Source organism: Streptomyces sp. NPDC048718 (genome assembly GCF_043198875.1).
Lineage (GTDB): Bacteria > Actinomycetota > Actinomycetes > Streptomycetales > Streptomycetaceae > Streptomyces.
In genome coordinates this window covers 50,240-73,425 of sequence record NZ_JBICVG010000018.1, presented here as the reverse complement: position 1 = coordinate 73,425, position 23,186 = coordinate 50,240, and the positions used below count along the sequence as shown (strand labels likewise).

Annotated in this window: 21 protein-coding genes; 12 read left to right on the top strand and 9 right to left on the bottom strand. The window is 72.8% G+C overall.

Annotated elements, in window-relative coordinates; all coding sequences use genetic code 11:
• Window positions 1–2,793, bottom strand: a 2,793-nt coding sequence (locus ACGFRB_RS28565) for a DEAD/DEAH box helicase (protein ID WP_393247163.1), incomplete at its 3' end; no start/stop codon positions are given.
• 517 nt (window positions 2,794–3,310) lie between these two features.
• On the opposite strand from ACGFRB_RS28565, the gene ACGFRB_RS28560 reads away from it, so the two are divergent.
• The gene (locus tag ACGFRB_RS28560; RefSeq protein ID WP_361232212.1) at window positions 3,311–4,042 is read left to right on the top strand and encodes a ferritin-like fold-containing protein; all 732 of its coding nucleotides are present in this window, start codon (window positions 3,311–3,313) and stop codon (window positions 4,040–4,042) included.
• A gap of 193 nt (window positions 4,043–4,235) precedes the next feature.
• Here the strand turns inward: ACGFRB_RS28560 and ACGFRB_RS28555 are convergent, their stop codons facing one another.
• From ACGFRB_RS28555 to ACGFRB_RS28540, 4 genes are all read right to left on the bottom strand, one after another.
• Entirely contained in the window at window positions 4,236–4,505 is a 270-nt protein-coding gene (locus tag ACGFRB_RS28555; protein WP_361232209.1) for a hypothetical protein, read from the bottom strand.
• 233 nt (window positions 4,506–4,738) lie between these two features.
• Window positions 4,739–4,966, bottom strand: coding sequence for a DUF3107 domain-containing protein (locus tag ACGFRB_RS28550; protein ID WP_363001549.1), 228 nt, complete (start codon window positions 4,964–4,966; stop codon window positions 4,739–4,741).
• Window positions 4,967–5,196: 230 nt separating this feature from the next.
• Window positions 5,197–5,856, bottom strand: coding sequence for a TetR/AcrR family transcriptional regulator (locus ACGFRB_RS28545; RefSeq protein WP_363001547.1), 660 nt, complete (start codon window positions 5,854–5,856; stop codon window positions 5,197–5,199).
• Between the two features lie 274 nt (window positions 5,857–6,130).
• Window positions 6,131–6,415, bottom strand: coding sequence for a hypothetical protein (locus ACGFRB_RS28540; RefSeq protein ID WP_393247092.1), 285 nt, complete (start codon window positions 6,413–6,415; stop codon window positions 6,131–6,133).
• A 220-nt stretch (window positions 6,416–6,635) separates the two neighbouring features.
• Between ACGFRB_RS28540 and ACGFRB_RS28535 the strand changes: the two genes are divergently transcribed.
• From ACGFRB_RS28535 to moeZ, 7 genes are all read left to right on the top strand, one after another.
• Window positions 6,636–7,625: an alpha/beta fold hydrolase gene (locus ACGFRB_RS28535; RefSeq protein WP_393247090.1), complete on the top strand. Its 990-nt coding sequence runs from the start codon at window positions 6,636–6,638 to the stop codon at window positions 7,623–7,625.
• A 620-nt stretch (window positions 7,626–8,245) separates the two neighbouring features.
• Window positions 8,246–9,061, top strand: coding sequence for a DUF3152 domain-containing protein (locus ACGFRB_RS28530; protein WP_393247088.1), 816 nt, complete (start codon window positions 8,246–8,248; stop codon window positions 9,059–9,061).
• 209 nt (window positions 9,062–9,270) lie between these two features.
• On the top strand, window positions 9,271–11,121 hold the full coding sequence (locus ACGFRB_RS28525) for a DUF3492 domain-containing protein (protein WP_393247086.1): 1,851 nt from the start codon (window positions 9,271–9,273) through the stop codon (window positions 11,119–11,121).
• A 13-nt stretch (window positions 11,122–11,134) separates the two neighbouring features.
• Complete coding sequence (locus ACGFRB_RS28520) at window positions 11,135–12,610, top strand: hypothetical protein (RefSeq protein ID WP_393247084.1); 1,476 nt, start codon at window positions 11,135–11,137, stop codon at window positions 12,608–12,610.
• A gap of 246 nt (window positions 12,611–12,856) precedes the next feature.
• On the top strand, window positions 12,857–13,819 hold the full coding sequence (locus ACGFRB_RS28515; RefSeq protein ID WP_363001535.1) for an NAD-dependent epimerase/dehydratase family protein: 963 nt from the start codon (window positions 12,857–12,859) through the stop codon (window positions 13,817–13,819).
• Window positions 13,807–14,559 (top strand): spherulation-specific family 4 protein, encoded by a 753-nt coding sequence (locus ACGFRB_RS28510; RefSeq protein ID WP_363001533.1) that lies wholly within the window; start codon window positions 13,807–13,809, stop codon window positions 14,557–14,559. Before ACGFRB_RS28515 ends, ACGFRB_RS28510 begins: the two co-directional genes overlap by 13 nt.
• A 78-nt stretch (window positions 14,560–14,637) precedes the next feature.
• A complete protein-coding gene (gene moeZ / locus ACGFRB_RS28505; RefSeq protein WP_361232182.1) occupies window positions 14,638–15,816 on the top strand; it encodes an adenylyltransferase/sulfurtransferase MoeZ in 1,179 nt (392 codons plus the stop codon).
• A gap of 156 nt (window positions 15,817–15,972) precedes the next feature.
• Here moeZ and ACGFRB_RS28500 read toward each other — a convergent pair whose 3' ends face one another.
• Both ACGFRB_RS28500 and ACGFRB_RS28495 read right to left on the bottom strand, forming a co-directional pair.
• Window positions 15,973–16,185 (bottom strand): hypothetical protein, encoded by a 213-nt coding sequence (locus ACGFRB_RS28500; protein WP_393247082.1) that lies wholly within the window; start codon window positions 16,183–16,185, stop codon window positions 15,973–15,975.
• Window positions 16,182–16,397 carry a hypothetical protein gene (locus tag ACGFRB_RS28495; protein WP_393247080.1) on the bottom strand — a complete coding sequence of 72 codons (216 nt, stop codon included), beginning with the start codon at window positions 16,395–16,397 and terminating at the stop codon, window positions 16,182–16,184. Before ACGFRB_RS28495 ends, ACGFRB_RS28500 begins: the two co-directional genes overlap by 4 nt.
• Window positions 16,398–16,546: 149 nt before the next feature.
• Between ACGFRB_RS28495 and ACGFRB_RS28490 the strand changes: the two genes are divergently transcribed.
• From ACGFRB_RS28490 to ACGFRB_RS28480, 3 genes are all read left to right on the top strand, one after another.
• Complete coding sequence (locus ACGFRB_RS28490; RefSeq protein ID WP_393247078.1) at window positions 16,547–17,374, top strand: helix-turn-helix transcriptional regulator; 828 nt, start codon at window positions 16,547–16,549, stop codon at window positions 17,372–17,374.
• Entirely contained in the window at window positions 17,371–17,580 is a 210-nt protein-coding gene (locus ACGFRB_RS28485; protein WP_393247076.1) for a DUF397 domain-containing protein, read from the top strand. Before ACGFRB_RS28490 ends, ACGFRB_RS28485 begins: the two co-directional genes overlap by 4 nt.
• Window positions 17,581–17,725: 145 nt before the next feature.
• Complete coding sequence (locus ACGFRB_RS28480; RefSeq protein WP_393247074.1) at window positions 17,726–17,932, top strand: DUF397 domain-containing protein; 207 nt, start codon at window positions 17,726–17,728, stop codon at window positions 17,930–17,932.
• 15 nt (window positions 17,933–17,947) lie between these two features.
• On the opposite strand, the gene ACGFRB_RS28475 is transcribed toward ACGFRB_RS28480, so the two are convergent.
• Complete coding sequence (locus ACGFRB_RS28475) at window positions 17,948–19,528, bottom strand: alpha/beta hydrolase (RefSeq protein ID WP_393247072.1); 1,581 nt, start codon at window positions 19,526–19,528, stop codon at window positions 17,948–17,950.
• A 106-nt stretch (window positions 19,529–19,634) separates the two neighbouring features.
• Window positions 19,635–22,256 (bottom strand): flippase-like domain-containing protein, encoded by a 2,622-nt coding sequence (locus tag ACGFRB_RS28470; RefSeq protein WP_393247161.1) that lies wholly within the window; start codon window positions 22,254–22,256, stop codon window positions 19,635–19,637.
• Between the two features lie 197 nt (window positions 22,257–22,453).
• Here ACGFRB_RS28470 and ACGFRB_RS28465 point away from each other — a divergent pair, with 197 nt between their 5' ends.
• Window positions 22,454–22,816 (top strand): MGMT family protein, encoded by a 363-nt coding sequence (locus ACGFRB_RS28465; protein ID WP_363001522.1) that lies wholly within the window; start codon window positions 22,454–22,456, stop codon window positions 22,814–22,816.
• Window positions 22,817–23,186: the final 370 nt, after the last annotated feature.

Genomic DNA, 23,186 nt, shown 5'->3' with positions numbered 1-23,186 from the left:
GGGCTCGTCGGCCTTCGCCTCGGTGACGGCGGTTTCGGCGACGGTTTCGGCGGTGGCCTTCTTGACGGTCCGCTTGCGCGGGGCCGCCTTCTTGGGGGTCTCGGTCTTCGGCGCCTCGACGGCGTCGTCGGCCTTGGGCTCCGCGACCGCTTCCGTGACCGTCTCGGCGGGGGCCGTCTTGGCGACGGTCCGCTTGGCGGCGGCGCGCTTGCGCGGGGCCTTGGGGGCCTCGGGCTCGTCGGCCTTCGCCTCGGTGACGGCGGTTTCGGCGACGGTTTCGGCGGTGGCCTTCTTGACGGTCCGCTTGCGCGGGGCCGCCTTCTTGGGCGCCTCGGTCTTCGGCGCCTCGGCCTGGACCGTGTACACCTCGGGCGCGACAGCCTTCGGCTCGGCGGCCTTCGGCTCCACGACGGGCGCGGTGGCCGGGGCGGACCCGACGATCATCACGGCACCGGTGCCCGCGGTCGACGTCACCGGGCTCGACGCCCGACGGGTCGCCCGGCGGCGGGCCGGCTTCGGCTCCTCCACCGGCGCGGGGGCCTGCGGAGTCACCGGCTCCTCGGCCTTCGGCGCGGCGGCCGGCTCGGTGGTGTTGGTCGCCGGACGGGTCGCACGGCGCCGGGTACGCGGCCCGGACGCGGCCGGGGCGGCGGTCGCCTGAGCCGGGACGGCGGCCGTGGCGGCGGCGGGGGCCGCGGCCTTACGGGCCGGCTTCGGCTCCTCGGCGGCCTGGGCCGGGACGGCCTTCGCGGCCCTGGTGGACTTGGTGGCGGCCAGCGCGGCGGCGGCGGTCTCCACCGTCTGGAAGCCCACGCCTTCCTCGGACCGGCGCGGACGCACCGGACGCTTGCGCGGCGCGGAGACGGGCGCGGAAGCGGCCCGCTGGCGCGGCTCGGCGACGGCGGCGGTACGCGGGGCGGCGGGCGCCTCGGCCGTACGGCCACGGCCACCACGGGACCGGCGGCCACGGCCCTCGGCGGCGGGCGCCTCGGCACGTTCGGCCGGCGCGGGGTCGGCCACGGGCACGGTCTCGGCGGTTGCCTCGGCCGTACGGGCCTCGGTCACGCGCGTCTCGGACGTACGGGCCTCGGCACCGGCGCCACGGCCGCGACGGCGGCGGGGCCGGCCCTCGGCGACAGGGGCCTCGGCGGCCGGGGTCTCGACGACAGCCGGGGTCTCGACGACGGGGGCCTCGACGACCGGAACCTGGGCCAGGGCCGGAGCCTCGACCGTCTCGACGGGCGCGGGCTCGGCCTTCACGGGCGCGAGCTCGACGGGAGCCTGCACGGGAGCGGCCTCGGCGGCCGGCTGGGCCGTCGCGGCACCCGCGACCGGCACACCGGCACCGACCCCGCCACCGCGGGTGCGGCGGCGGCGCGGGCGGCGCGGACCGGCCGGGGTCTCGGCCCCGTCGGTCGTCACCTCGGCGGTGGTCTGCTCGGCGGTGGTCGGCTCGGTGGCGGTCGCCCCGGTCACGCCCTCGGCGCCCTCGCCACCGCGGGTGCGGCGGCGCTGACGCGGGGTGCGGGTCCGGGCCGGACGCTCCTCGGTCTTCTCACGGTCCTGGCGCTCCGGACGCCCGGAACGGCCACGACGGCCGCCCGGCTCGCCCAGGTCCTCGATCTCCTCGGCGTCCAGACCGGCACGGGTGCGCTCGGCGCGCGGCAGTATGCCCTTGGTGCCGGCGGGGATGTCGAGGGTCTCGTAGAGGTGCGGCGAGCTGGAGTACGTCTCGACCGGGTTGTGGAAGTCCAGGCCGAGCGCCTTGTTGATGAGCTGCCAGCGCGGGATGTCGTCCCAGTCGACGAGGGTGATCGCCGTACCGCTCGCGCCCGCGCGGCCGGTGCGGCCGGTGCGGTGGAGGTACGTCTTCTCGTCGTCGGGGATCTGGTAGTTGATGACGTGGGTGACGCCCTCGACGTCGATGCCGCGCGCGGCGACGTCGGTGGCGACGAGCACGTCGACCTTGCCGTTGCGGAAGGCGCGCAGCGCCTGCTCACGGGCGCCCTGGCCGAGGTCGCCGTGGACGGCGCCGGAGGCGAAGCCGCGGCGCTCCAGCTGCTCGGCGATGTCGGCGGCGGTGCGCTTGGTCCGGCAGAAGATCATCGCGAGACCGCGGCCGCGGGCCTGCAGGATGCGGGAGACCAGCTCCGGCTTGTCCATGTTGTGGGCACGGAAGACGTGCTGCGCGATGTTGGCGTGGGTCACGCCCTCGTCGTCCGGCGCGGTGGCGCGGATGTGCGTGGGCTTCGACATGTAGCGGCGGGCCAGACCGATGACCGCGCCCGGCATGGTCGCCGAGAACAGCATGGTCTGACGCTTCGCCGGAAGCATGTTGATGATCTTCTCGACGTCGGGCAGGAAGCCCAGGTCGAGCATCTCGTCGGCCTCGTCGAGGACCAGGGTCTTGACCTTCGACAGGTCGAGCTTGCGCTGGCCGGCCAGGTCGAGCAGGCGGCCGGGGGTGCCGACGACCACGTCGACGCCCTTCTGCAGCGCCTCGACCTGCGGCTCGTACGCGCGGCCACCGTAGATGGCGAGGACGCGCACATTGCGCACCTTGCCGGCGGTCAGCAGGTCGTTGGTGACCTGCTGGCACAGCTCACGGGTGGGGACGACGACGAGCGCCTGCGGGGTGTCGGTCAGGTCCTCGGGCTTGGCACGCCCGGCCTCCGCGTCGGCGGGGACGACGGTGCGCTCAAGGATGGGCAGACCAAAACCGAGGGTCTTGCCCGTACCGGTCTTGGCCTGGCCGATGACGTCGGTGCCCGAGAGGGCGACCGGGAGCGTCATCTCCTGGATGGGGAAGGGGGTCACGATGCCGACGGCTTCGAGGGCCTCGGCGGTCTCGGGAAGGATCCCGAGCTCTCGGAAAGTGGTACTCAGGGTGCTGCCTCTTCTGTGAGACGCGGTACGAGGCGAACGAAGGGGGTCTCACCGTGCCGCATGCCGTCGGCGGGATCGCGAGGATCGCCGCCCGGTAGGGCGCGGGACCACTGCCGTCGCTCGAGCGTCGTACCGCTTGAGGGACCCTTCCGCGGGTCCGCCGGAAGGGTTGTCGGGCCGGAGCCGATCGGGCCACCGACCGGGCATCCTCATTCATGTCGGCCCACCGGGTACGTCCGAACGTGCGAAAAAATGTCCGCATACTCGGCAGGCGCATTACCACTGTACCCCGTAATCGCGCATGTGTGTCGGGAGGATTCCGGACGAGGTCGCGGTCACGGGGGTCGTACCGGGGTCGTACCGGGGTCGCGCTCGTGCGGGCCGGGCCCCGGACGGACCGGCGGAGCGGGCTATTGTGCGGCTCATGGAGACGCCTGACAACGCCACACCCACCGGAATCGCCGCCCAGGACTGGGCCACGGCCTCCGCCGTGCCGCAGTACCGGGCCGCCGTGATCGACCTGCTCGGCGCCCTCGCCTACGGTGAGCTCGCGGCCTTCGAGCGGCTCGCCGAGGACGCCAAGCTGGCGCCGACCCTCGCGGACAAGGCGGAGCTGGCGAAGATGGCCTCCGCCGAGTTCCACCACTTCGAGCGGCTGCGCGACCGGATCGCCGCCGTGGAGGCCGAGCCGACCGAGGCCATGGAGCCGTTCGCCCGCGCGCTGGACGACTTCCACCGCCAGACCGCCCCGTCGGACTGGCTGGAGGGCCTGGTCAAGGCGTATGTCGGCGACTCGATCGCCAGTGACTTCTACCGCGAGGTCGCGGCCCGGCTCGACACCGACACCCGCGCCCTGGTGCTGTCGGTCCTCGACGACACCGGCCACGGCAACTTCGCCGTCGAGAAGGTCCGCGCCGCGATCGACGCCGACCCGCGGCTCGGCGGACGGCTCGCGCTGTGGGCCCGCCGGCTGATGGGCGAGGCCCTGTCGCAGGCGCAGCGGGTGGTCGCCGAGCGCGACGCGCTGTCGACGATGCTGGTCGGCGGTGTGGACGGGATGGCCGCGGGCTTCGACCTCGCCGAGGTCGGCCGGATGTTCTCGCGGATCACCGAGGCGCACACCAAGCGGATGGCCGCCCTGGGTCTCGCCGCCTGAGGCGTTCCGCTCTCCGCCGGCTCACGGCCTACGGCCTACGGCTCCGGTTTCGTACGTACACGGCCGGACGTCCCGCGAGGGAGGTCCGGCCGCTTTCGTGCGCGCGGACGCGCCCGTGATGGTCCACGTGGGCGTCCGCCGAGGTGCCGTAACGATTCGTCAGCCGTCGTACTACCGACCGCCGCCGGGTTCGTCAGGCCGCCGCCGAACTCCGTAGCCGCCGAGCGGCCGGCCGCAGCAGCAGCGACAACAGGACGGCCGAGATCACGACGGCGCCGGTCAGAGTGACCAGGAAGTGCCCGGGACCGATCGCCCCATGGGTCACGAGGGCGCCGAAGACGGCGCCGAGCGCGCCGGTGAGCAGTACGGCGGCACGTGCGGGGAGGCGGCCGGCGAACCGGTGCGCGGCGGTCCAGGCCAGTGCGGCACCGAGCAGGGCGGAACCGAGGGCTTCCAGGAACACGGGGGATCACCTCGCGGAGGATGCGGGGCGGGCAGTGCGGTCACATCCGTACTACCCGATCACTCCGGACGACAATCCTCCCGCCGACCCTGAGACACCCCTGAGAGAACCCTGATCCACACCCCTGACACGCGTCTCGGCCGCCCGCCCCCGGACACGGCGAAGGGCCCGGTGGACACGCGTCAACGCGTCCGCCGGGCCCTCTCGTTCGCCTGCCCGTTCCGGGCGGTGCCTCAGAGCGCGCCGAAGCCCACCCGACGCACCGCCGGCTCGCCGAGCTCGACGTAAGCGATCTTGTCGGCCGGCACCAGGACCTTGCGGCCCTTCTCGTCCGTCAGGCTGAGCAGCTGCGACTTGCCGGCCAGCGCGTCGGCGATCGCCTGCTCGATTTCCTCGGCGGACTGTCCGCTCTCCAGCACGATCTCCCGGGGTGCGTGCTGCACGCCGATCTTGACCTCCACGGCTATGTCCCTCCGAACGGTCAGCCTTGCGCGAGGATCCCGCGCCGTACCCGCCCACATTAGCCCGGTGAGGGGACGGGTACGGCCCGCGCACGGCACGCCAAGAGCGAACAGGGCCTGTCATCCGCCCGGTGAGGGGTGGATGACAGGCCCTGCTCGGCCGCTCGTCCGGGGCCCGCGAGACGGGGCCGGAGCCCGATGATCGGTGACCGGCGTCTCGGGGCCGGGGCTCAGTGGCCTTCGGCGGTCAGCTGTCCGTCGGTGCCGTGCAGCGGGAAACCGGCGATGCCGCGCCAGGCCAGCGAGGTCAGTAGCGTCACCGCCTTGTCGCGGGGGACCGGGGAAGAGCTGGACAGCCAGTAGCGGGCGACGACCTGCGAGACGCCGCCGAGACCGACGGCCAGGAGCATCGACTCGTCCTTCGTGAGACCGGTGTCCTCGGCGATGACCTCGGAGATCGCCTCCGCGCACTGGAGCGAGACCCGGTCGACGCGCTCGCGCACGGCCGGCTCGTTGGTCAGGTCGGACTCGAAGACGAGACGGAAGGCGCCGCCCTCGTCCTGGACGTACGCGAAGTAGGCGTCCATGGTGGCGGCGACGCGCAGCTTGTTGTCCGAGGTCGACGCGAGCGCCGTGCGCACCGAGTGGAGCAGGGCCTCGCAATGCTGGTCCAGCAGGGCGAGGTAGAGGTCCAGCTTGCCCGGGAAGTGCTGGTACAGCACCGGCTTGCTGACGCCGGCCCGCTCGGCGATGTCGTCCATGGCCGCCGCGTGGTACCCCTGGGCGACGAACACCTCCTGGGCCGCGCCGAGGAGCTGGTTCCGTCGGGCACGGCGCGGCAGGCGCGTACCCCGAGGGCGTGCTGCCTCTGTCTGCTCGATGGCGCTCACGCCGCCTCCCAAAGTTTCGATCCATGTGCGCACTGGCGTCGCGCCCGACATCGTACTTTTCGGTAACGCGGCCGTGCGCGGTGCGCACGCAGAATTTCACGGACCGGACGCTCAGGGCGAGGGGGAAAGGTCATCTCCCTGATCCGAGGGGCCGGAGCCCGGGCGTCCGGGGATGCCCCGAGGCCCCGTGCGACCCACGGGCGGGGCCTGTCCGGAGCCTGTCCGGGTCCGGCCCACGCAGGGTCCGCACCGGGTCCGTGTGCAGGCCCCGTCCTCAGCGGTAGTCCTCCTCGTCCACCGCGACGACCCGGCCCTGTTCGACGATGTCCGCCTCGTTCGCCTGGTCGCGCCGTCGCCGCAGCCGGCTCAGCGGTTCGTCCTCGCGCTGGAGTACTTCCTTGCGCTGGTCCGCCGCGTCGGCCTCCGGTACTTCCTTTTCGATCGGGACGTCGTGCTCCGAGGGGAACGTGTCCTTCTCCCCGGCGTCGCCGGGGTGCCGTGCCTCGTCCGCCTGATCGGCCTTGTCGGTCTCGGTCTTCTCGTTCGGGTCGGCGGTCATGCGGCTCCTTCCGTCGAGCGGGTCCACGGGCCGGGGCCGGTGGACCAGCGGGCCATGAGCGCCATGGGGTGCATGAGGGTCATGGGGACCATGGGGCCGGACCGACGGTCGTCGCCGGTGCCCTTACTTCCGAGCGTAGGAGCTTCGCCGGAGGGGCGCACCCGAGCCTGTGACGGCACCCACACACGCCCCGGCGTGATCGTCTCGTAATATCGCTGCCATGTCCTCGACCGAGCTGCCGGAAACACCGACCGCGGCCGCAACTCCCGTGACGGTGCCGCCGGGCACCGGCAGGATCGCCGACGGCGAGGAGATGCGGTCCGTCACCCTCCCCGGCCTCACCCTGAACCTGCGGACCCGCCCCGGCGACCGTCCCGGACTGCCGCCCGCGCTGTATGTGCACGGGCTCGGCGGCTCCTCGCAGAACTGGTCGGGGCTGATGCCACTGCTGTCCGACCTGGTCGACGGCGCCGCGGTGGACCTGCCCGGTTTCGGCGACTCGCCGCCACCGGACGACAGCGACTACTCGGTGACCGGCCACGCCCGCGCGGTCATCCGGCTGCTGGACGCCGAGGGCCGGGGCCCGGTGCACCTGGTCGGCAACTCGATGGGCGGCGCGGTCGCCACCCGGGTCGCCGCCGTGCGCCCCGACCTGGTGCGCACCTTGACGCTCGTCTCCCCGGCGCTGCCCGAGCTGCGCCCGCAGCGCACCGCGTGGCCGACGGTGCTGCTCGCGGTGCCCGGGGTCGCGGGTCTGCTCGCGAAGCTCACCCGGGAATGGACGGCCGAGCAGCGGGTGCTCGGTGTTCTCTCCCTCTGTTACGGCGATCCCCGCCGGGCCTCCGAGGAGGATCTGCGGCAGGCTGTCGAGGAGATGGAACGCCGGCTGGAACTGCCGTACTTCTGGGACGCGATGGCCCGGTCCTCGCGTGGCATCGTCGACGCGTACACCCTGGGCGGGCAGCATGGCCTGTGGCGTCAGGCGGAACGGGTCCTCGCTCCCACTCTCCTCGTGTACGGCGGGCGCGATCGCCTCGTGTCGTACCGGATGGCGCGCAGGGCGGCCGCCGCGTTCCGCGGCTCGCGGCTGCTCACGCTCCCCGAGGCGGGACATGTGGCCATGATGGAATATCCGCGCACCGTCGCCACGGCGGTACGGGAGCTGATCACCGACGCCGAGGGCGGGGCGGCGGCCGAGGGCGGGAGCTGAACCGGACCGTGGGACGACATCGTCGAAAGAACCCCGACTCACCGGTGGACGACACCGGGACGACGGGGCAGGGGGAGAGTACCGGGCCGAAGAACGGGCCGGGGCCGGGTCGGCGCAGGCGGGACGAACCGTCACCCCCACAGCAGGGACGCGATCAGGGACAGTCCCCTTACCCGGGGCCTCCTTCGCGTCAGGGATACCCCGGGAATCCCGGGAACCCCGGGAATCGGCATCAGGAACACCCTCCCCACCAGGGTCAGAGGCAGGGTTCGGGTCAGGGGCAGGGGCCGCATACCGGGCAGACCGCCGTTCCGCGACTGCGGGCGCCGTTCGAGCCGGCCGCACCCGGCCCGGCCGCCGTACGCGACGGCGGGCACCCGGTCCACGACGAGAGCGCGGCGCCCGTGCCGCCGGCCCGCTATCCGTATACGAGATCCGGCCCTGCGGCCCCGTTCATACCCGGGCCGCGCCGCGAGACCCCGCCGCCCGCCGAGGGCGGGACGGCTGGGACCGGCGAGGAGTGGCCGGAGCGGGAGCAGGAGCGCGAACAGGACGAGCGGTGGACCGGCGGACAGTCGGCCGATCGACCGTCCGAGCGGTCGGAGGGCCGCAGTGGTGGGATGGGCCGTACCCTCACCGGGATCGCCGCCGCCGCGATCACCACCGTCCTCGCCGTGGTCGTCGCCGGCCAGGTCGCCGACAGCCCGTCCGACGGGGCGGCGCAGGCCCATTCGTCCGACGACACCGGGCGGGCGGGCGCGGAGTCCCCGGCCTCCCGTTCCGGCGACCGGGACGGCAAGGACGGCGCGACGGATCAGGACCGGGCCGCGCCGCCGACGTACGACCAGCTGATGGCCCGTACCTTCCCCATCGACCCGAAGATGAAGGGGTCGGGGCGGTTCGAGACCGTTCCCGGCGCCGACAAGGCGCCCGGCAAGGGGCGCAAGTACCGCTACCGGGTCGACATCGAGAAGGAGCTCGGGCTCGACGGCTCGCTGTTCGCGCAGGCCGTCCAGCGCACCCTCAACGACCGGCGCAGCTGGGCCGGCGACGGCGAGATGACCTTCGAGCGGGTCTCCAGCGGGCCGGCGGACTTCGTGATCACGCTGGCCAGCCCCGGTACCACCGGCGCCTGGTGCGCCAAGTCCGGCCTGGACACGACGGTCGACAACGTGTCGTGCGACTCCGCCTCCACCGAGCGCGTGATGATCAACGCGTTCCGCTGGGCGCAGGGTTCGCCGACCTTCGGGCAGCAGGCGATGCACGCGTACCGGCAGATGCTCATCAACCACGAGGTCGGGCACCGGCTCGGACACGGTCACGAGAGCTGCCGTACCCCGGGCAAGCTCGCGCCGGTGATGCAGCAGCAGACCAAGTCCCTCGACATCGACGGCATCAAGTGCCTTCCCAATTCCTGGGTGCACCCTGACGCGTGACGCTCCGTCAGGCATGTGTGGACGGTGATCCGCCCGCCCCGTAGCGCGACGAAACGCGCTCGGGGCGGGAAAGTTACGTGCATTCACCCCTTCCGGTGGTGCGTGGGACAACCGTCCATCGTGGCCCCCATCGGTCCGCTTACGTTCTTCCCGCCGCGGGTCACCGGAGCGACCGGTGACCGCCGTCATGGGAGAGCGGGGGTGCACGCATGCGGATCGGACTGCTCACGGAGGGTGGCTATCCGTATGTCACGGGTGAATCCGCCCTCTGGTGCGACCGGCTCGTGCGCGGGCTCGCGCCGCACACCTTCGACCTCTACGCGCTGACCGGCGGCCCCGGCGAGGAGGCGGCCGGCCGGCTGCCGCTGCCCCCGCACGTCCTGAGCACGCACACCGCCGCGCTGTGGGGCGCCGGGGACGAGGAGCCCCGCCGGGGCGGGGGCAGGAACGGGGGCTGGGGCGGGAGCCGGAGCGGGTACGGGCGCCGTGAACGACGGCGGTTCGAGGCCGCGTTCACCGAGTTCGCGTACGGCGTCTGTGCCGCCGACCCCGACGCCGGCGCCGACGTACCCGAGCCGGAGCCGGGGCAAGAGCCCGGGCTGGGGCCGGTCCAGGAGCCGGTGCGGGGGCAGGAGCGCGCGCCGGCCGCCGGTCGGTTCGCCGCCGGACTCTACGCACTCGCCGAACTCGCCCGCGAATACGGGGGACTTCCGACCGCGCTCCGCTCCGAGACCGCCCTCCGCGTCCTGGAATCGGCCTGCCGCGCCCCCGGTGCCCGCGGGGCCGTCGCCGCCGCGGGCCTGCGCGACCACCTCGCCTTCATCGAGCGGATGGAGCGCTTCCTGCGCCCGCTTTCCCTCGACTGGTACGACGGACCGGACGGCCGTGGAACCGTCGGCGAGGCGGGCCGCGGCCTCGGGTACGCCGACCTCTGCCACGCCCTCTCGGGCGGTCCCGCCGCCCTCCCCGGGCTCCTGGCCAAACGCTTCTTCGGCACCCCGCTCCTCGTCACCGAGCACGCCGTCCGGCTCCGCACCCACTACCTGGAGGCCGCCGAGGCCCCCCTCGCCACCCCTGTCCGCGCCCTGCTCGCCGGTCTCCACGGACGGCTCGCCGGCGAGATCGGCCGCCGGGCCGACCTGCTCGCCCCCGGCAGCGCGCACGTCCGCCGCTGGCAGGAGAAGTGCGGCGCCGACCCGGCTCGGCTGCGCACCGTCCACCCGGGCATGGACGCCGCGCGCTTCGCCGAGGCGGGCGAGCACGAGGACAGCGGCGACCCGGCCACCCTCGCCTGGATCGGCCGCGTCGAGCCTGCCAAGGACCTCGTCGCCCTGCTGCACGCCTTCGCCGGGATACGGCACCGCCGGCCCGACGCCCGGCTGCGGATCATCGTCACGCCGGTACGGGACGGGGACGCGACCGCCGCCGCGTACCTCGCGACCTGCCGGGACCTGGCCGACCGGCTCTTCCCGGCCGACCTGGCGGGGCCTCAAGAGGGCGGGACGGGCACTGGCGCTGAGGGGACGGGTACCCGCGCCGTCACCGAGCGCCCCGTCTCCTTCGAGGAGCTGGGCGGCCCCGGGGCGCCCACCCTGGAGGAGGCCTACGCCTCCAGCGCGGTCGTCGTGCTCTCCAGCGTCGCCGAGGGCTTTCCGGTCGGCCTGGTCGAGGCCATGCTCTGCGCGCGGGCCACCGTCTCGACCGACGTCGGCGCGGTCGTCGAGATCGTCGGCGGCACCGGACTCGTCGTCCCGCCGCGCAATCCCAAGGCGTTCGCGGACGCCTGCCTCGCGCTGCTGCGCGACCCCGAGCGCCGGCGCCGCCTGGGCGCGGCGGCCCGCGCGCGGGCCCTGGAGCTGTTCACCGTGGAGCAGAACCTCGCGGCGTACCGGGGCGCCTACCTCGAACTGCTCTCGCACGCCCCCGTCCGCCCCCACCGCACCACCCCCGGTGTGCTTTTCGCCCATCCGGCCGAGGCCCATGTGCCGGGCCGCTGGGCGGGCCGGCCGGTCGCCACCCCCGCGAGCGCCGTCGCCCCGGGAGACCTCGATGTCCGATGAAGGAGGCAGGCCCATGCGCGGCTCCGCCACTCCGACCAGCCCCGGCTCGTGGGATCCGAACTCCGAGGCGTTACTCGCGCCCCCGGCGCCGGCGCCGCCCGCCGCCAGTGCTGCCTCCGCCGGTCCCGCCTCCGCCGCCTCCGCTCCCGCTGTGCCGGCCGTGACCGCTGTCGCTGCGGAAGCGATTCAGCAGGTGCGGGAGGTGCGGGACGTACGGGAGGGGGCGCCCCAGCCGGCGGCCGATGCCGTACCCACGCCCGCGCCGGGCGCCGTGCGCCACGGGAACGGTCACGGGCCCGAGCGGTCCGCCGACCCGGTCAAGGCGCTCCTGCACCGCCACCGCGATCTGTGCCGGCGCGCCGTCGACCCGCTGGAGATCGCCGCCGGACTCGAAGCGCACGGCATGACCGATCGCACCGCCGCGTGGTTCCGGCACCGGGACGTCTTCTCTCTCGCCGAGGAGCTGTACGCGCGCGTGCCCCAGGACGACACGGACGGTACGGACGGTACGGAAGACACCGACGACACGAGCGGCAGAGCCGACACCGACGGCACGGCCATCCCCGCCGCTCCCCGCACGACCACCTGGGCCATCGGGGCCACCTGGACCGATCGGGCCGGCTGGGCGCTCGCCGCCTGCGCGCCCGGCGCCGCCGCCCTCCTCGCCACCGCCGGACTCGCCCTCACCACCGGACCCGCGCGGCTCGCCGCCGGTGTCCTCGGGGCCCTCGCGACCGTCGCGGCGCTGTTCCTCGCTGTACGTCGGGGGCCGCTGACGGCCACCGGCCCCCTCCTGCCCGCCGCCGCGCTGTGGACCCTGTGGCTGCTCGCGTACGCGGCGGCCGGCGACGGCTTCCTCGACCAGGTGCTGCGCGGCGGACCCGACCACGCGCCGGCCCTCGTCACACCGCTCGACACACCACTCGACCCGGCCGGAACCGGGGGCGGGGACGCCTGGGTCGCGGCCGGAGCCGGGGGCGCCTGGGACGTGGACACCGGACCGCTGCTCGCCCTGGCCCTCGCGGTCGCCCCCGCCGTCTGGTGCGCCCGGGTGTTCGCCGTCCGCGCCCGGCGCCGGCTCGCCGTCAGCCGAGGTCCGGCCGCCTTCGCCGCGGGCACCCGTCCGCTGCTGCTCGGAGCCGTCGCCGCCCCGGTCGTGGTTCTCGCCGGGCTGCTCGCGCTCACCGGCTTCCACCCCGGCGCCCTCGCGCTCGGCGCGCTGCTGCTGACCGCCCGGCTGCTCGTCGCGTACGGCTTCACCGAGGCGGCCTCCCTCGCCCTCGGCGCGACCTGCGCCGCCGAGGCCCTCGCCGTCGCGAGCGTCCTCGCCGCCCGCCTCCCGGGCTGCGCCGTGCTCGGCGTCCCCGTCCGGGCCGTCACCGGACTGTGGGGCCCGGCGGCGCTGCCCGTCCTGCTGTGCGGCACGGCGGCGCTCGCCCTGCTCGTCCACGCCACCACGGCGCTGTCCCGGGCCTCGGCCCACTCCTGAGGCCGCGCCGCCCCAACCGGGCCGCCGCCCCGGCGGAGCCGTACCCCGTACCGCCGCCACCGGCCGCCCGACCCCCGTACCACCACCGCGAACCACCACCCCGAACCACCCCTGAACCACCCCGTACCGGGACCTCTCCGGGACCGGAACCTTCCAAGGAGACGAAACAGACATGACGCACCACCTCCCCACGACGGCCGCGCGCGCGGCCACGGCCGAGGCCGGCCGCCACGAGGGGGCCGCGCGATGAGGGTGCTGCTGCTCGGAGCCAACGGATTCATCGGCCGGTTCGTCGCCGACCGGCTGCTCGCCGACCCCGCCGTCCACCTCACCGCGCTCGGCCGAGGCGACGACGCCGACGTGCGGTTCGACCTCGCCACCGGCAGTCCCGGCGCGCTGACCCGCTTCTTCGACGCCGTCCACCCCGGAGTCGTCGTCAACTGCGCCGGGGCCACCCGGGGTGGCGCCCGCGACCTCACCCGGCACAACACCGTCGCCGTCGCCACCGTCTGCGAGGCCCTGCGCCGCAGTGGCTGCGGCGCCCGGCTGGTCCAGGTCGGCTGCGCCTCCGAGTACGGGCCCAGCCAGCCCGGCTCCTCCACCGCCGAGGACGCGGTGCCCCGCCCCGGCGGGCCGTACGGCGTGTCCAAGCTCGCCGCGACCGAACTGGTCCTCGGCTCCGGGCTCGACGCGGTCGTGCTGCGGGTCTTCTCGCCGGTCGGCCCCGGCACCCCGGCAGGCTCCCCGCTCGGCCGGCTCGCGGAGGCGCTGCGCCGGGCCATGCAGGCGGGGGACAGCGAGCTGAAGCTCAGCGGGCTCGGTGTGCAGCGCGACTTCGTGGACGTACGGGACGTGGCGCGGGCCGTGCACGCCGCCTCGCTCTCCGCCGCCCAGGGTGTCGTCAACATCGGTACCGGCCGGGCCGTGAAGCTGCGGGACGCCGCCGCCATCCTGGCGAGGGTCGCCGGATACCCCGGCCAGCTCCACGAGCTCGACGGCCCGCCGCCGCGCGCGGTCATCGGTGCCCAGCGCACCGAGGCCACCATCGCCGAGCAACTGGCCGCCGCGCCGTACCCGTACCCCGACGGCTGCGGCCCCTGGCAGCAGGCCGATGTCCGCACCGCGCGCGACCGGCTCGGCTGGCGTCCCCGGATCAATCTGGAGGAGTCCCTGGCGGACATCTGGATGGAGGCGGCGTGCCGCATCTGACCGCCGCCGGGGTCGCCGGGGCGGGGACGGCGGTCGGGATGGGGGTGGGCGTCCCCGGGTACGCCCACCCCCTGGTCGCCCCCCTGGAGTGGGCCGAACTGGCCCGCCCCGGCGCCCCGGTGCACTGGGCCGTCCTCGATGTCGGGGGCGGCCCGGGCGACCGGCCCGACCCGCACTGCCGGGAGGCGGCCGGGATGCTGCGCCGGGCGGGGGTCCGCCTGCTCGGCCACATCGGGCTGGCGGACGGGGCGCGTCCGTACGACGAGGTCGTCGCGGACGCCGTCCGTTTCCTCGACTGGTACAAGGTCGATGGTTACTACCTGGACAGCTGTCCCACAGGGCGGACGGATCTGGCGGGGGTACGGCGGATCACCGCGACCCTGGAAGTGCTGACGGACGGCGCGGCCCATCTGGTCCTCGGGCACGGCGCCCATCCGTATCCGGGGTACGCGGAGATGGCGGACCAGCTGGTCACCTTCTCCGGCCCCTGGGCGGAATATCGCTGGTCACAGGCGCCGGAGTGGACGGCGGAGCATCCGGAGCGGAAGTTCGTCCATCTGGTGCACGGGGTTCCCCGGACCCATCTGGAGGAGGCGTTACGGGTCGCCCGCTGGCAGGGCGCGGGGACGGTCTTCATGACCGACCGCCGGGCCGCTCCCGAACGAAACGCCCCATTCCAGGCCCTGCCCGGCTACTGGGACGAAATTGTCTCGCGGATCGGACAGGGAGTCTCGGAATGAAATAAGGCGTGGCACTGTTGCACGGAGAACGATGACTGTCCCGTTCCCCGTCACGGCGGGGATGACCTTGGAGTCCCCGTGTCGCTGCCACCCCTGGTCGAGCCGGCTGCCGAGCTCACCGTCGACGAGGTCCGTCGGTATTCGCGCCACCTGATCATCCCGGATGTCGGGATGGACGGCCAGAAGCGCCTGAAGAACGCGAAGGTGCTCTGCGTGGGCGCCGGCGGCCTCGGCTCGCCCGCCCTCATGTATCTGGCCGCCGCCGGTGTCGGCACGCTCGGCATCGTCGAGTTCGACGAGGTCGACGAGTCGAACCTGCAGCGTCAGATCATCCACAGCCAGGCCGACATCGGCCGTTCCAAGGCCGAGTCCGCGCGCGACAGCGTGATCGGCATCAACCCGTACGTGAACGTGGTCCTGCACGAAGAGCGGCTCGAAGCCGACAACGTGATGGACATCTTCAGCCAGTACGACCTGATCGTCGACGGCACGGACAACTTCGCCACCCGCTACCTCGTCAACGACGCGTGCGTGCTGCTGAACAAGCCGTACGTGTGGGGCTCGATCTACCGCTTCGACGGCCAGGCCTCGGTCTTCTGGTCCGAGCACGGCCCCTGCTACCGCTGCCTCTACCCGGAGCCCCCGCCGCCGGGCATGGTCCCCTCCTGCGCCGAGGGCGGCGTGCTGGGCGTGCTGTGCGCGTCCATCGGTTCCATCCAGGTCAACGAGGCCATCAAGCTCCTCGCGGGCATCGGCGAGCCGCTGGTCGGCCGGCTGATGATCTACGACGCCCTGGAGATGCAGTACCGCCAGGTCAAGGTCCGCAAGGACCCGAACTGCGCGGTCTGCGGCGAGAACCCGACCGTCACCGAACTCATCGACTACGAGGCCTTCTGCGGCGTCGTGTCCGAGGAGGCCCAGGAGGCGGCGCTCGGCTCCACGATCACTCCGAAGCAGCTCAAGGAGTGGATGGACGAGGGCGAGAACATCGACGTCATCGACGTCCGCGAGCCGAACGAGTACGAGATCGTCTCCATCCCCGGCGCCCGCCTGATCCCGAAGAACGAGTTCCTGATGGGCACCGCCCTCCAGGACCTCCCGCAGGACAAGCGCATCGTCTTGCATTGCAAGACGGGTGTCCGCAGCGCGGAAGTTCTGGCCGTCCTCAAGGCCGCGGGCTTCTCGGACGCGGTGCATGTGGGTGGCGGCGTGATCGGCTGGGTGAACCAGATCGAGCCGCAGAAGCCGGTGTACTAGCCGTCGGCTGAAGGTGTGGGAAGGGGGCCGGATCCGCGAGGCGGATCGGGCCCCCTTCGTCATGCGTGGGAGGGATGAAGTCGGTGGTCGAGGTCGGCGGCGCACGCCGAAGAGCTGGGGGAGCGGTTCCGGCCGGTGTGTGCCGAGGCGCTCGGCTCATGGGGTCTTGAGCCTCATCTTCGGCGGGTCGTGCGGGTGGTTGCGGATCTCGACCACGCAGTCCACGGCCGCGGACTCGTCCCGCAGAGGGCCGGGCGCCATACAGTGCTCGAACCGCTGCGTCAGCAGCTCGCACACCGTGCAGCCGGCGACCGGCTCGGGGCGCGGGCGTGAGGGGAAGCCCACGGCGGGTTCTATTCGGCTGGTCACGGTTTCGCCACCGGGGGGACGGGGGTGGTGAGGACGCGGATGCGTTCGGCTTCGGTGTCGGTGGGCGGGCGGAGATCCGTGGTGGGGGCGGTCCATTCGGTTCCGCCGCACACAGGGCGCAGGACGACGAGGCCGTTTTCGTAATCCATCACCCGGCCGGGGCGAGTTGTCGCCATGCGGGTGTCGACCATGTACGAGCCGATGGGGGGCATCGGTGCAGGCTGCGGGCTTTCTTGAGCGATGTGTTCGACCATCACCCGTTCCTTTCTGTAGCGAATCCACTACGAGGCGTGGTCAGAGTGGCCTAGGCTGCGGCATTGTTCAACTTGCGCCGCCTGCTCGGAGAGGGAGGGGAAGTCCCTTGAACCGCAATGAAGTAGACCCTGACGTGTCGCCAGGAATGGCGTACGGCGCTCGATTGCGCAGGCTGAGAGAGGAGCGGGGGTGGACGCAGGAGGAGTTGGGTGCCCGCATGGGGTACTCGGGCACGCATATTTCCGCTGTCGAAAATGGTCGTCGCCCTCCAACTCCTCACTTTTCGGCAACTGCTGACAAGGTGTTCGGGACTGGGGACGAGTTCGAGCGGGAGGGGCGATCGCTCAGGACTCCAGCACTGCTGGAGGGCTTCCCGGAGTACGTGGCGCTAGAGATGCAGGCGGCCGAGGTGAGGGTGTTCGAGCTGGGCATCATCCCGGGCGTGCTTCAGACGCCGGAGTACGCGGCGGCGATCGCGCAGGGCGCGGTGGAGCGAGGGGCCATCACCGAGCAGCAGGCAGAAAAGCGGCTATCTCTTCTGGATCAACGCCAGGCTGCCCTCTATCGGAGTCCAGCGCCATCGGTCTTCGTCGTGCTCGATGAGAGCTGTATTCGTCGCCCCGTGGGCGGTTCGCAAGTCATGGCTGCGCAGATGGACCATCTCGTTGCGTTCTCGCGACTCCCGTCAACTGTCTTGCAGATCGCACCGTTCGAACTGGGTGAGCGTAGAGCCTTCGATCTCCCGGTCAACCTCCTGGTCATGCCGGACCACAGCACATACGCCTACGCTGAGTCGTCGCAACAGGGGCGCCTCGAACGGGATATGCGATTCGTGCGCCCAATATTGACGGCCTACCATCAGCTTGCGGCCGAATCGCTCTCGCAAGCGGCGTCCGTGGCCATGATCAATGAGGGACGAAAGGGCATGTCGTGACGACCGAATCCCCCCGCTGGTTCAAGTCCTCGTACAGCAGCAACGGCGGCAGCTGCGTGGAGGTCGCCACGAACCTCGTTGCTGTGCGTGGCATCGTCCCTGTACGGGACTCGAAGGACATCACCGGCCCTGTCCTCGATGTCTCCGTCTCCGCGTTCGCTTCCTTCGTGGCGGGCGTCAAGGGTGACGGGCTCGACATCGCCTGACACGCGCTGATCGCGCGAAGAGCCCCGCCCCACTCCCTGGCTTGGGAACGAGGCGGGGCTTCGTCATGCGGTCTGGTTGTGGGCGCTCGAAGGACGTACCGTGCGCGAAGGACCCCCTTCGACCCTTCGTACGAAAGGGCACCAGATGACAACCGAGGCTCCCCGCTGGTTCAAGTCCTCCTACAGCAACAACGGAGGTCAGTGCGTCGAGATCGCCACGAACCTTGTCGCCTCCCGTGGCACCGTCCCCGTCCGGGACTCCAAGGTCGCCGACGGGCCGTCGCTCAGCCTCTCCGCCGTCGCGTTCTCGGCGTTCGTCGCCGGGGTGAAGGGCGACCGGATCGGCGCCTGAGTCGACCGTCGACGCTCACCGGCACACCGTGCCCGACTTCGGCACCCTGCCCTCCAGCAGATAGCCGTCCGTCGTCGTCTTCACACACGCGTTGCCGCTGTTGTAGGCGCCGTGGCCCTGGCCCTTGTAGGTGAGTTCGATGCCGACGCCCGGGCCGAGGGCGTTCGCCATCGAGCGGGCGCCCTCGTAAGGGGTGGCGGGGTCGCCCGTGTTGCCGATGACGAGGATCGGGGCCGAGCCGGGGGCCGAGACGTTCGGGTGCTGCCAGGTGCCGGGGACCGGCCAGTGGGCACAGCTCGCGAGACCCCAGCCCATGTAGGCGCCGAAGACCCGGGACGCCTTCTCGAACTCCGGGAGCTTCGCGCGGGCCTGTGCGAGGGTGTAACGCTCCTTGTAGTCCACGCAGTTGATGGCGGCGTTCGCGGACTGGAGATTGCTGTACCGGCCGTTCTGGTCGCGGCCGTTCATCGAGTCCGACAGGGCGAGCAGCAGCGCCCCGTTCCCGCCGTCGGCCTCGTCCAGGCCCTGTTCCAGATAGGGCCAGAACTCCTTCGAGTACAGCGACTGGGCGATCCCGTTGGTGGCCTGCGTCTCGGTGAGATCCCGGCCGCCGATGCCCGGGATGGGTTTCTTGTCGAGCGCGGCGAGCAGGTCGGTGATGAAGCGCTCGATCTCCGCGACGGAGGTGCCCGGCAGGACGCACTGGTCCGCCCGGTTCAGACAGTCCTGGGCGAAGTTGTCGAGCGCGAGCTGGAAGCCGCGCGCCTGGCCGAGACCGCCGCCCACCACGCCCGCCTTGGGGTCGACCACGGCGTCGAAGACGGCCCGGCCGACACTCCGCGGGAAGAGGTGGGCGTAGACGCCGCCGAGCTCCGTACCGTACGAGATGCCGAAGTAGTGGAGCTGCCGGTCGCCGAGGACCCGGCGCATCAGGTCCATGTCGCGAGCGGCGTTCTCGGTGCCGACGTACGGCAGTTGGGCGCCGGAGCGCTGCCGGCAGCCGTCGGCGTACTTCTTCTGCGCGTCCGACAGCTTCCGTTCCTCCGCCGCGTCGTCCGGGGTGAAGTCGAGCGCGTAGTAGGCGTCGAGTTCGGCGTCGGTCAGACACACCACCGGTTTGCTGCGGCCGACGCCTCTCGGGTCGAAGGAGACCAGGTCGTAGCGGGACCGCAGATCCTCGAAGTCGCTTGCGAAGCCGGGCAGCGCGGTGACCCCGGACCCGCCGGGGCCGCCGAAGTTGAAGATCAGCGAGCCGATCCGCTGCCCCTGCTCCCGGGCCTTGGCACGGATCAGGGCGAGGTCGACCGTGCCGCCGTCCGGCTTGGCGTAGTCGAGCGGCGCGGAGAGATACGTGCACTCCCAGGACCCGCCACCGGGCAGCGGCGACGGGGCGGGCCCGCCGCCCTCGTCCTGGTTCGGCGGCAGACAGGGCGCCCACTCCAGCTTCTGCGCCGCGAGCCGGTCGAGCCCGGTGGGCCCGTTGGTCGCGGGCGGCGCGGCCCGCTGCCCGCTGTCCGAGCACCCGGTGGTCTGGGAGGTCAGGAGCAGGGCGGACACGGTGATCAGCGCGGCGCGCTGGGCGGCGGAGATCGGCATGACCTCATCCTCGGCTGCCCCTCGCGCCCTCGCGCGGGGCGCTGAGCCAAGCGGGTGGCACCCCGCCCGGCCCCGCGCCCCGCCCGGTCCCGGACCCCGCCCCGCCCTACAGCGCCTCTCGCTTGGTCAGCCAGTTGAAGCAGATCCAGCCCGGCAGCACCGGCAGCCACAGCGTCAGCAGCCGGAACAGCAGCACCGCCGGCGTGGCCACCTCGATCGGCAGCCCGACCGCGACCAGACCGGCGATCAGCGCGCCCTCGACCGCGCCGACACCGCCCGGTGTCGGCGCCGCCGAGCCGAGCGCGTTGCCCGCGAGGAAGACGACCGCCACGCTCGCGTAGCTGACCGAGACCGCCCCGTGCCCGAACGCCTGCACCGAGGCGTCCAGGCAGAACACGAACGCCGCGGTGAGCAGCAGCATGCCGCCGATGCCGGTGACCAGCTTCATCGGCCGCTGGACCACGTCCAGCATGCGCGGCACCACCCCCGCGAACAGCGAGCGAAGCCGCGTCGAGACGAACTTGCGCAGGAACGGGATCGCCGTGACGACGAGGACCAGGACCGCGACCGTCAGCAGGCCCGCGATCACCGTCCTCGACGGGGTGAACGACTGGGTCTTCTCCGTACCGGTCAGATAGCCGAAGGTCAGCAGGAGCGCGATGTGCGCCCCGAGGCCGAAGAGCTGCGACGCGCCGACGCTCGCCACCGCGAGCCCCGGGCGTACGCCGGCGCGCTGGAGGAAACGGGTGTTCAGGGCCACACCGCCGACCGCCGCCGGGGCGACGATCTTCACGAACGAGCCGGCGACCTGCGCCACCACCGTCCGCCGGAACCCGACCCGCTCCGGCACGAAGCCGAGCAGGCTCATCGCCGCCGCGACATAGCTGGCCGCCGCGAACAGCACGGCCGCCCCCACCCACCACCAGTCGGCCTGGGCGATCGTCGACAGCGGGGTCCGGGCGATCTGTCCGAGCAGGAAGTACGCGCCGATGGCGCCCGCGATCAGCGACACCAGGGTGCGCGGCTTGATCCGCTCCAGGCGGACCGGCTCCACCGGAGCCTGCGGCCGCATCAGGAGCACCTGCTGCCGGATCTGGACCAGCAGGTCCTCCTCGCGGGCCTCGTCCAGGGCCTCGTCGAGCGCCCGTTTCTCGGCCTTCTTGTCGGCCTGCTTCTCCGCCCGAGCTTCCTTGCGGTCGGTCGTCAGATTGGCCTTGGCCCGGGCCTCGGCCCGCGCCTCGCGGGCCGCCTCCGAGGCCGCGAGGACCATGTCGCGCTCCCGCTTGGAGCGCTCACGGCCGAGCCGGCGCAGCTCGGCGCGGGTCGACCGGCTGAGCGCGATCGGCTGGAGCAGCGGCATACAGCCGGCGATCGTGTCGGGCCCCATGACCTCCACGGCCATCGCCACCGCCCGCTCGGCTCCCACCCGCAGACCGAGCGTGGTGAGCAGCTGCGCGATGTCCATCCGCAGGACCAGGTCGCCGGCGGCGATCTCGCCGCCCCGCAGATCCGTGAGGATCACCTTGCCGGAACGATCCACCAGGATCGCGTCCCCGGCGAGCCTGCGGTGCGCGATCCGCCGCGACTGGAGCGCCTTCACCTGCCGCCAGGCGCCTCGGACCAGATCGTCGGTGATCTCGTCGTCGTCCAGCGAGTCCAGGGTCCGGCCGCCCAGGTGCTCGTAGACGAGCATCACCGCGTCGGGGCCGAGTTCGGAGGTGGCGATCAGCTTCGGCGCGTTCGCGCCCGCCGCGATCGCCGCGTACGCGAGCAGCGCCTCCTGCTCCAGGGCCTGGCGCAGCGAGAGGATCGAACGGCCGGTGGTGATGGAGCGCAGGGTGAGGCGCCGCCAGGCCCGGTAGAAGAAGCCGTGCGCCTGCTGCTCACGGTCGACGACGGTCACGTCCAGCGGCGGGCCGTCCTCCAGCGTGACGACGTAGTGGCGGCCCCGGTCGCCGGTGTCCGACGCGTCCGGTACGCCCTCGGCGCGCAGCGCGGTCACCGGCCGGAAGCCGACCCGGCGCAGTCCGGCGAGGAGGGTCTGCCCGGTCGGCCGGACGTTGGGCGAGCCGACCGCGTACAGCGTCCCGTACGCCACGGTCCAGCCGATCAGCACGGTGAGGATGATCGAGAAGGCGGTGGTGTAGCCGGCCACCAGCATCGTGAACGCGTCGAGCAGCAGCACCACCCACAGCACCACCCGCCAGCGCGGGCGGCGGGCCATGCCGACGGCCGTCATGTACGCGATGACGGGGGCGAGGTAGTTGTGGACGGGATCGCTCAGCCCGCCGCCGGACTGCGGCTGGGTCAGCGCGTCCTGGATGGTGCCGGGCGCCACCTGCGCCACCCATAGGTCGGTGGCGAGGGTCACGCCGTGGGCGAGGACGGCGGCGAGGACGCCGTCGGCGATCCGCAGCCCGTCGCGTTTGATGAGCCGCTCGATGGCGAAGGCCACCGGGACCAGCAGGACGGCGATCGAGGAGACGAGCCCGGCGAGCTTGACGAAGATGTCGGGCGCGCCGCCGGCGCCCTTGTTGATGTCGTGTTCCAGGCCGGAGGTCGTGCCCTGGGCGAAGGCGGCGATGGCGAGGACGAGGGCGATGGCGAGGATGCCGACGAGCAGCCGCATCAGATCGGACGGCCGGTGCACACGCGCGGCGAGCAGGGGCTCGTCGCCCGATACGCGCTCGGATGCGCGTTCGGGCCGGCTGTCGTGCGCCATCACCATGTCCGTCTCTGCGTGCACCGCGTGCTCAACCGCGTGCTCATCGGTCGTCTTCGGGCGGACCGGGGCCGCCGCGTTCGTCTTCGTCGTTACGTTTTGTTGATCTCGTATCACCAGTCACCGCCCGCACGATGGTGGCACGAAGTGAGCCCGAACGGAGGCATCAGGGGGTTGTCGGTGCCGTACGGCAGGATGGGCCGATGCAGACGTACGAGCCGCCCGAGCTGCCGGAGTACGCGGAACGAGTCCTTCAGGCAGCCGAGGACATCCCGCCCGGCCGGGTGATGACCTACGGTGACGTCGCCGAATGGCTCGGTGAGGGCGGCCCGCGCCAGGTCGGCCGGGTCATGGCGCTGTACGGCGGCTCCGTGCCGTGGTGGCGCGTGGTGCGCGCGGACGGGACGATCCTGCCGGGACACGAACAGCGCGCCCTCGGCCACTACCGGGCCGAGAACACCCCGCTGCGCGACCCGCGCGGGAGCGGCGTCCCGCGCCTGGACATGCGCCGGGCGCGCTGGGACGGCGAGGGGGCGGGGGCCGGGGAGCCCGGCACCGACAGCTGAGGCGGTTGGGGCAGCTGAGCCCGCCGAGCCCGCCGAGGCCGCCGAGGCCAGGACAAAACCAGAGCCAGAGCCAGACACAGAGGTACGAGTCAGCCGAGCCAGGCTGATCGCGGCACGTCGCGCCCCCGAGGCCCGGTCCGCAGGCGGCGGGGTCCGGAGCAGCGGGGCTCGGGAGGCCGGGGCCGGGGACGACAGGGCCCGCGAGCCCAGGGCGCGGGAACACGCGTCACCGACCACCCGGACCAGCGAGTGTGAGATACCCGCGCCCGGGGTCCGGACGCGTGAGTTCCGGGCGTCCGATCGCGTAACGTCGAGGGTCGCGCTCCGCACCGCGGCACCCCGGGGCCCGGGAGCCGTCAGCGCCCCGAGC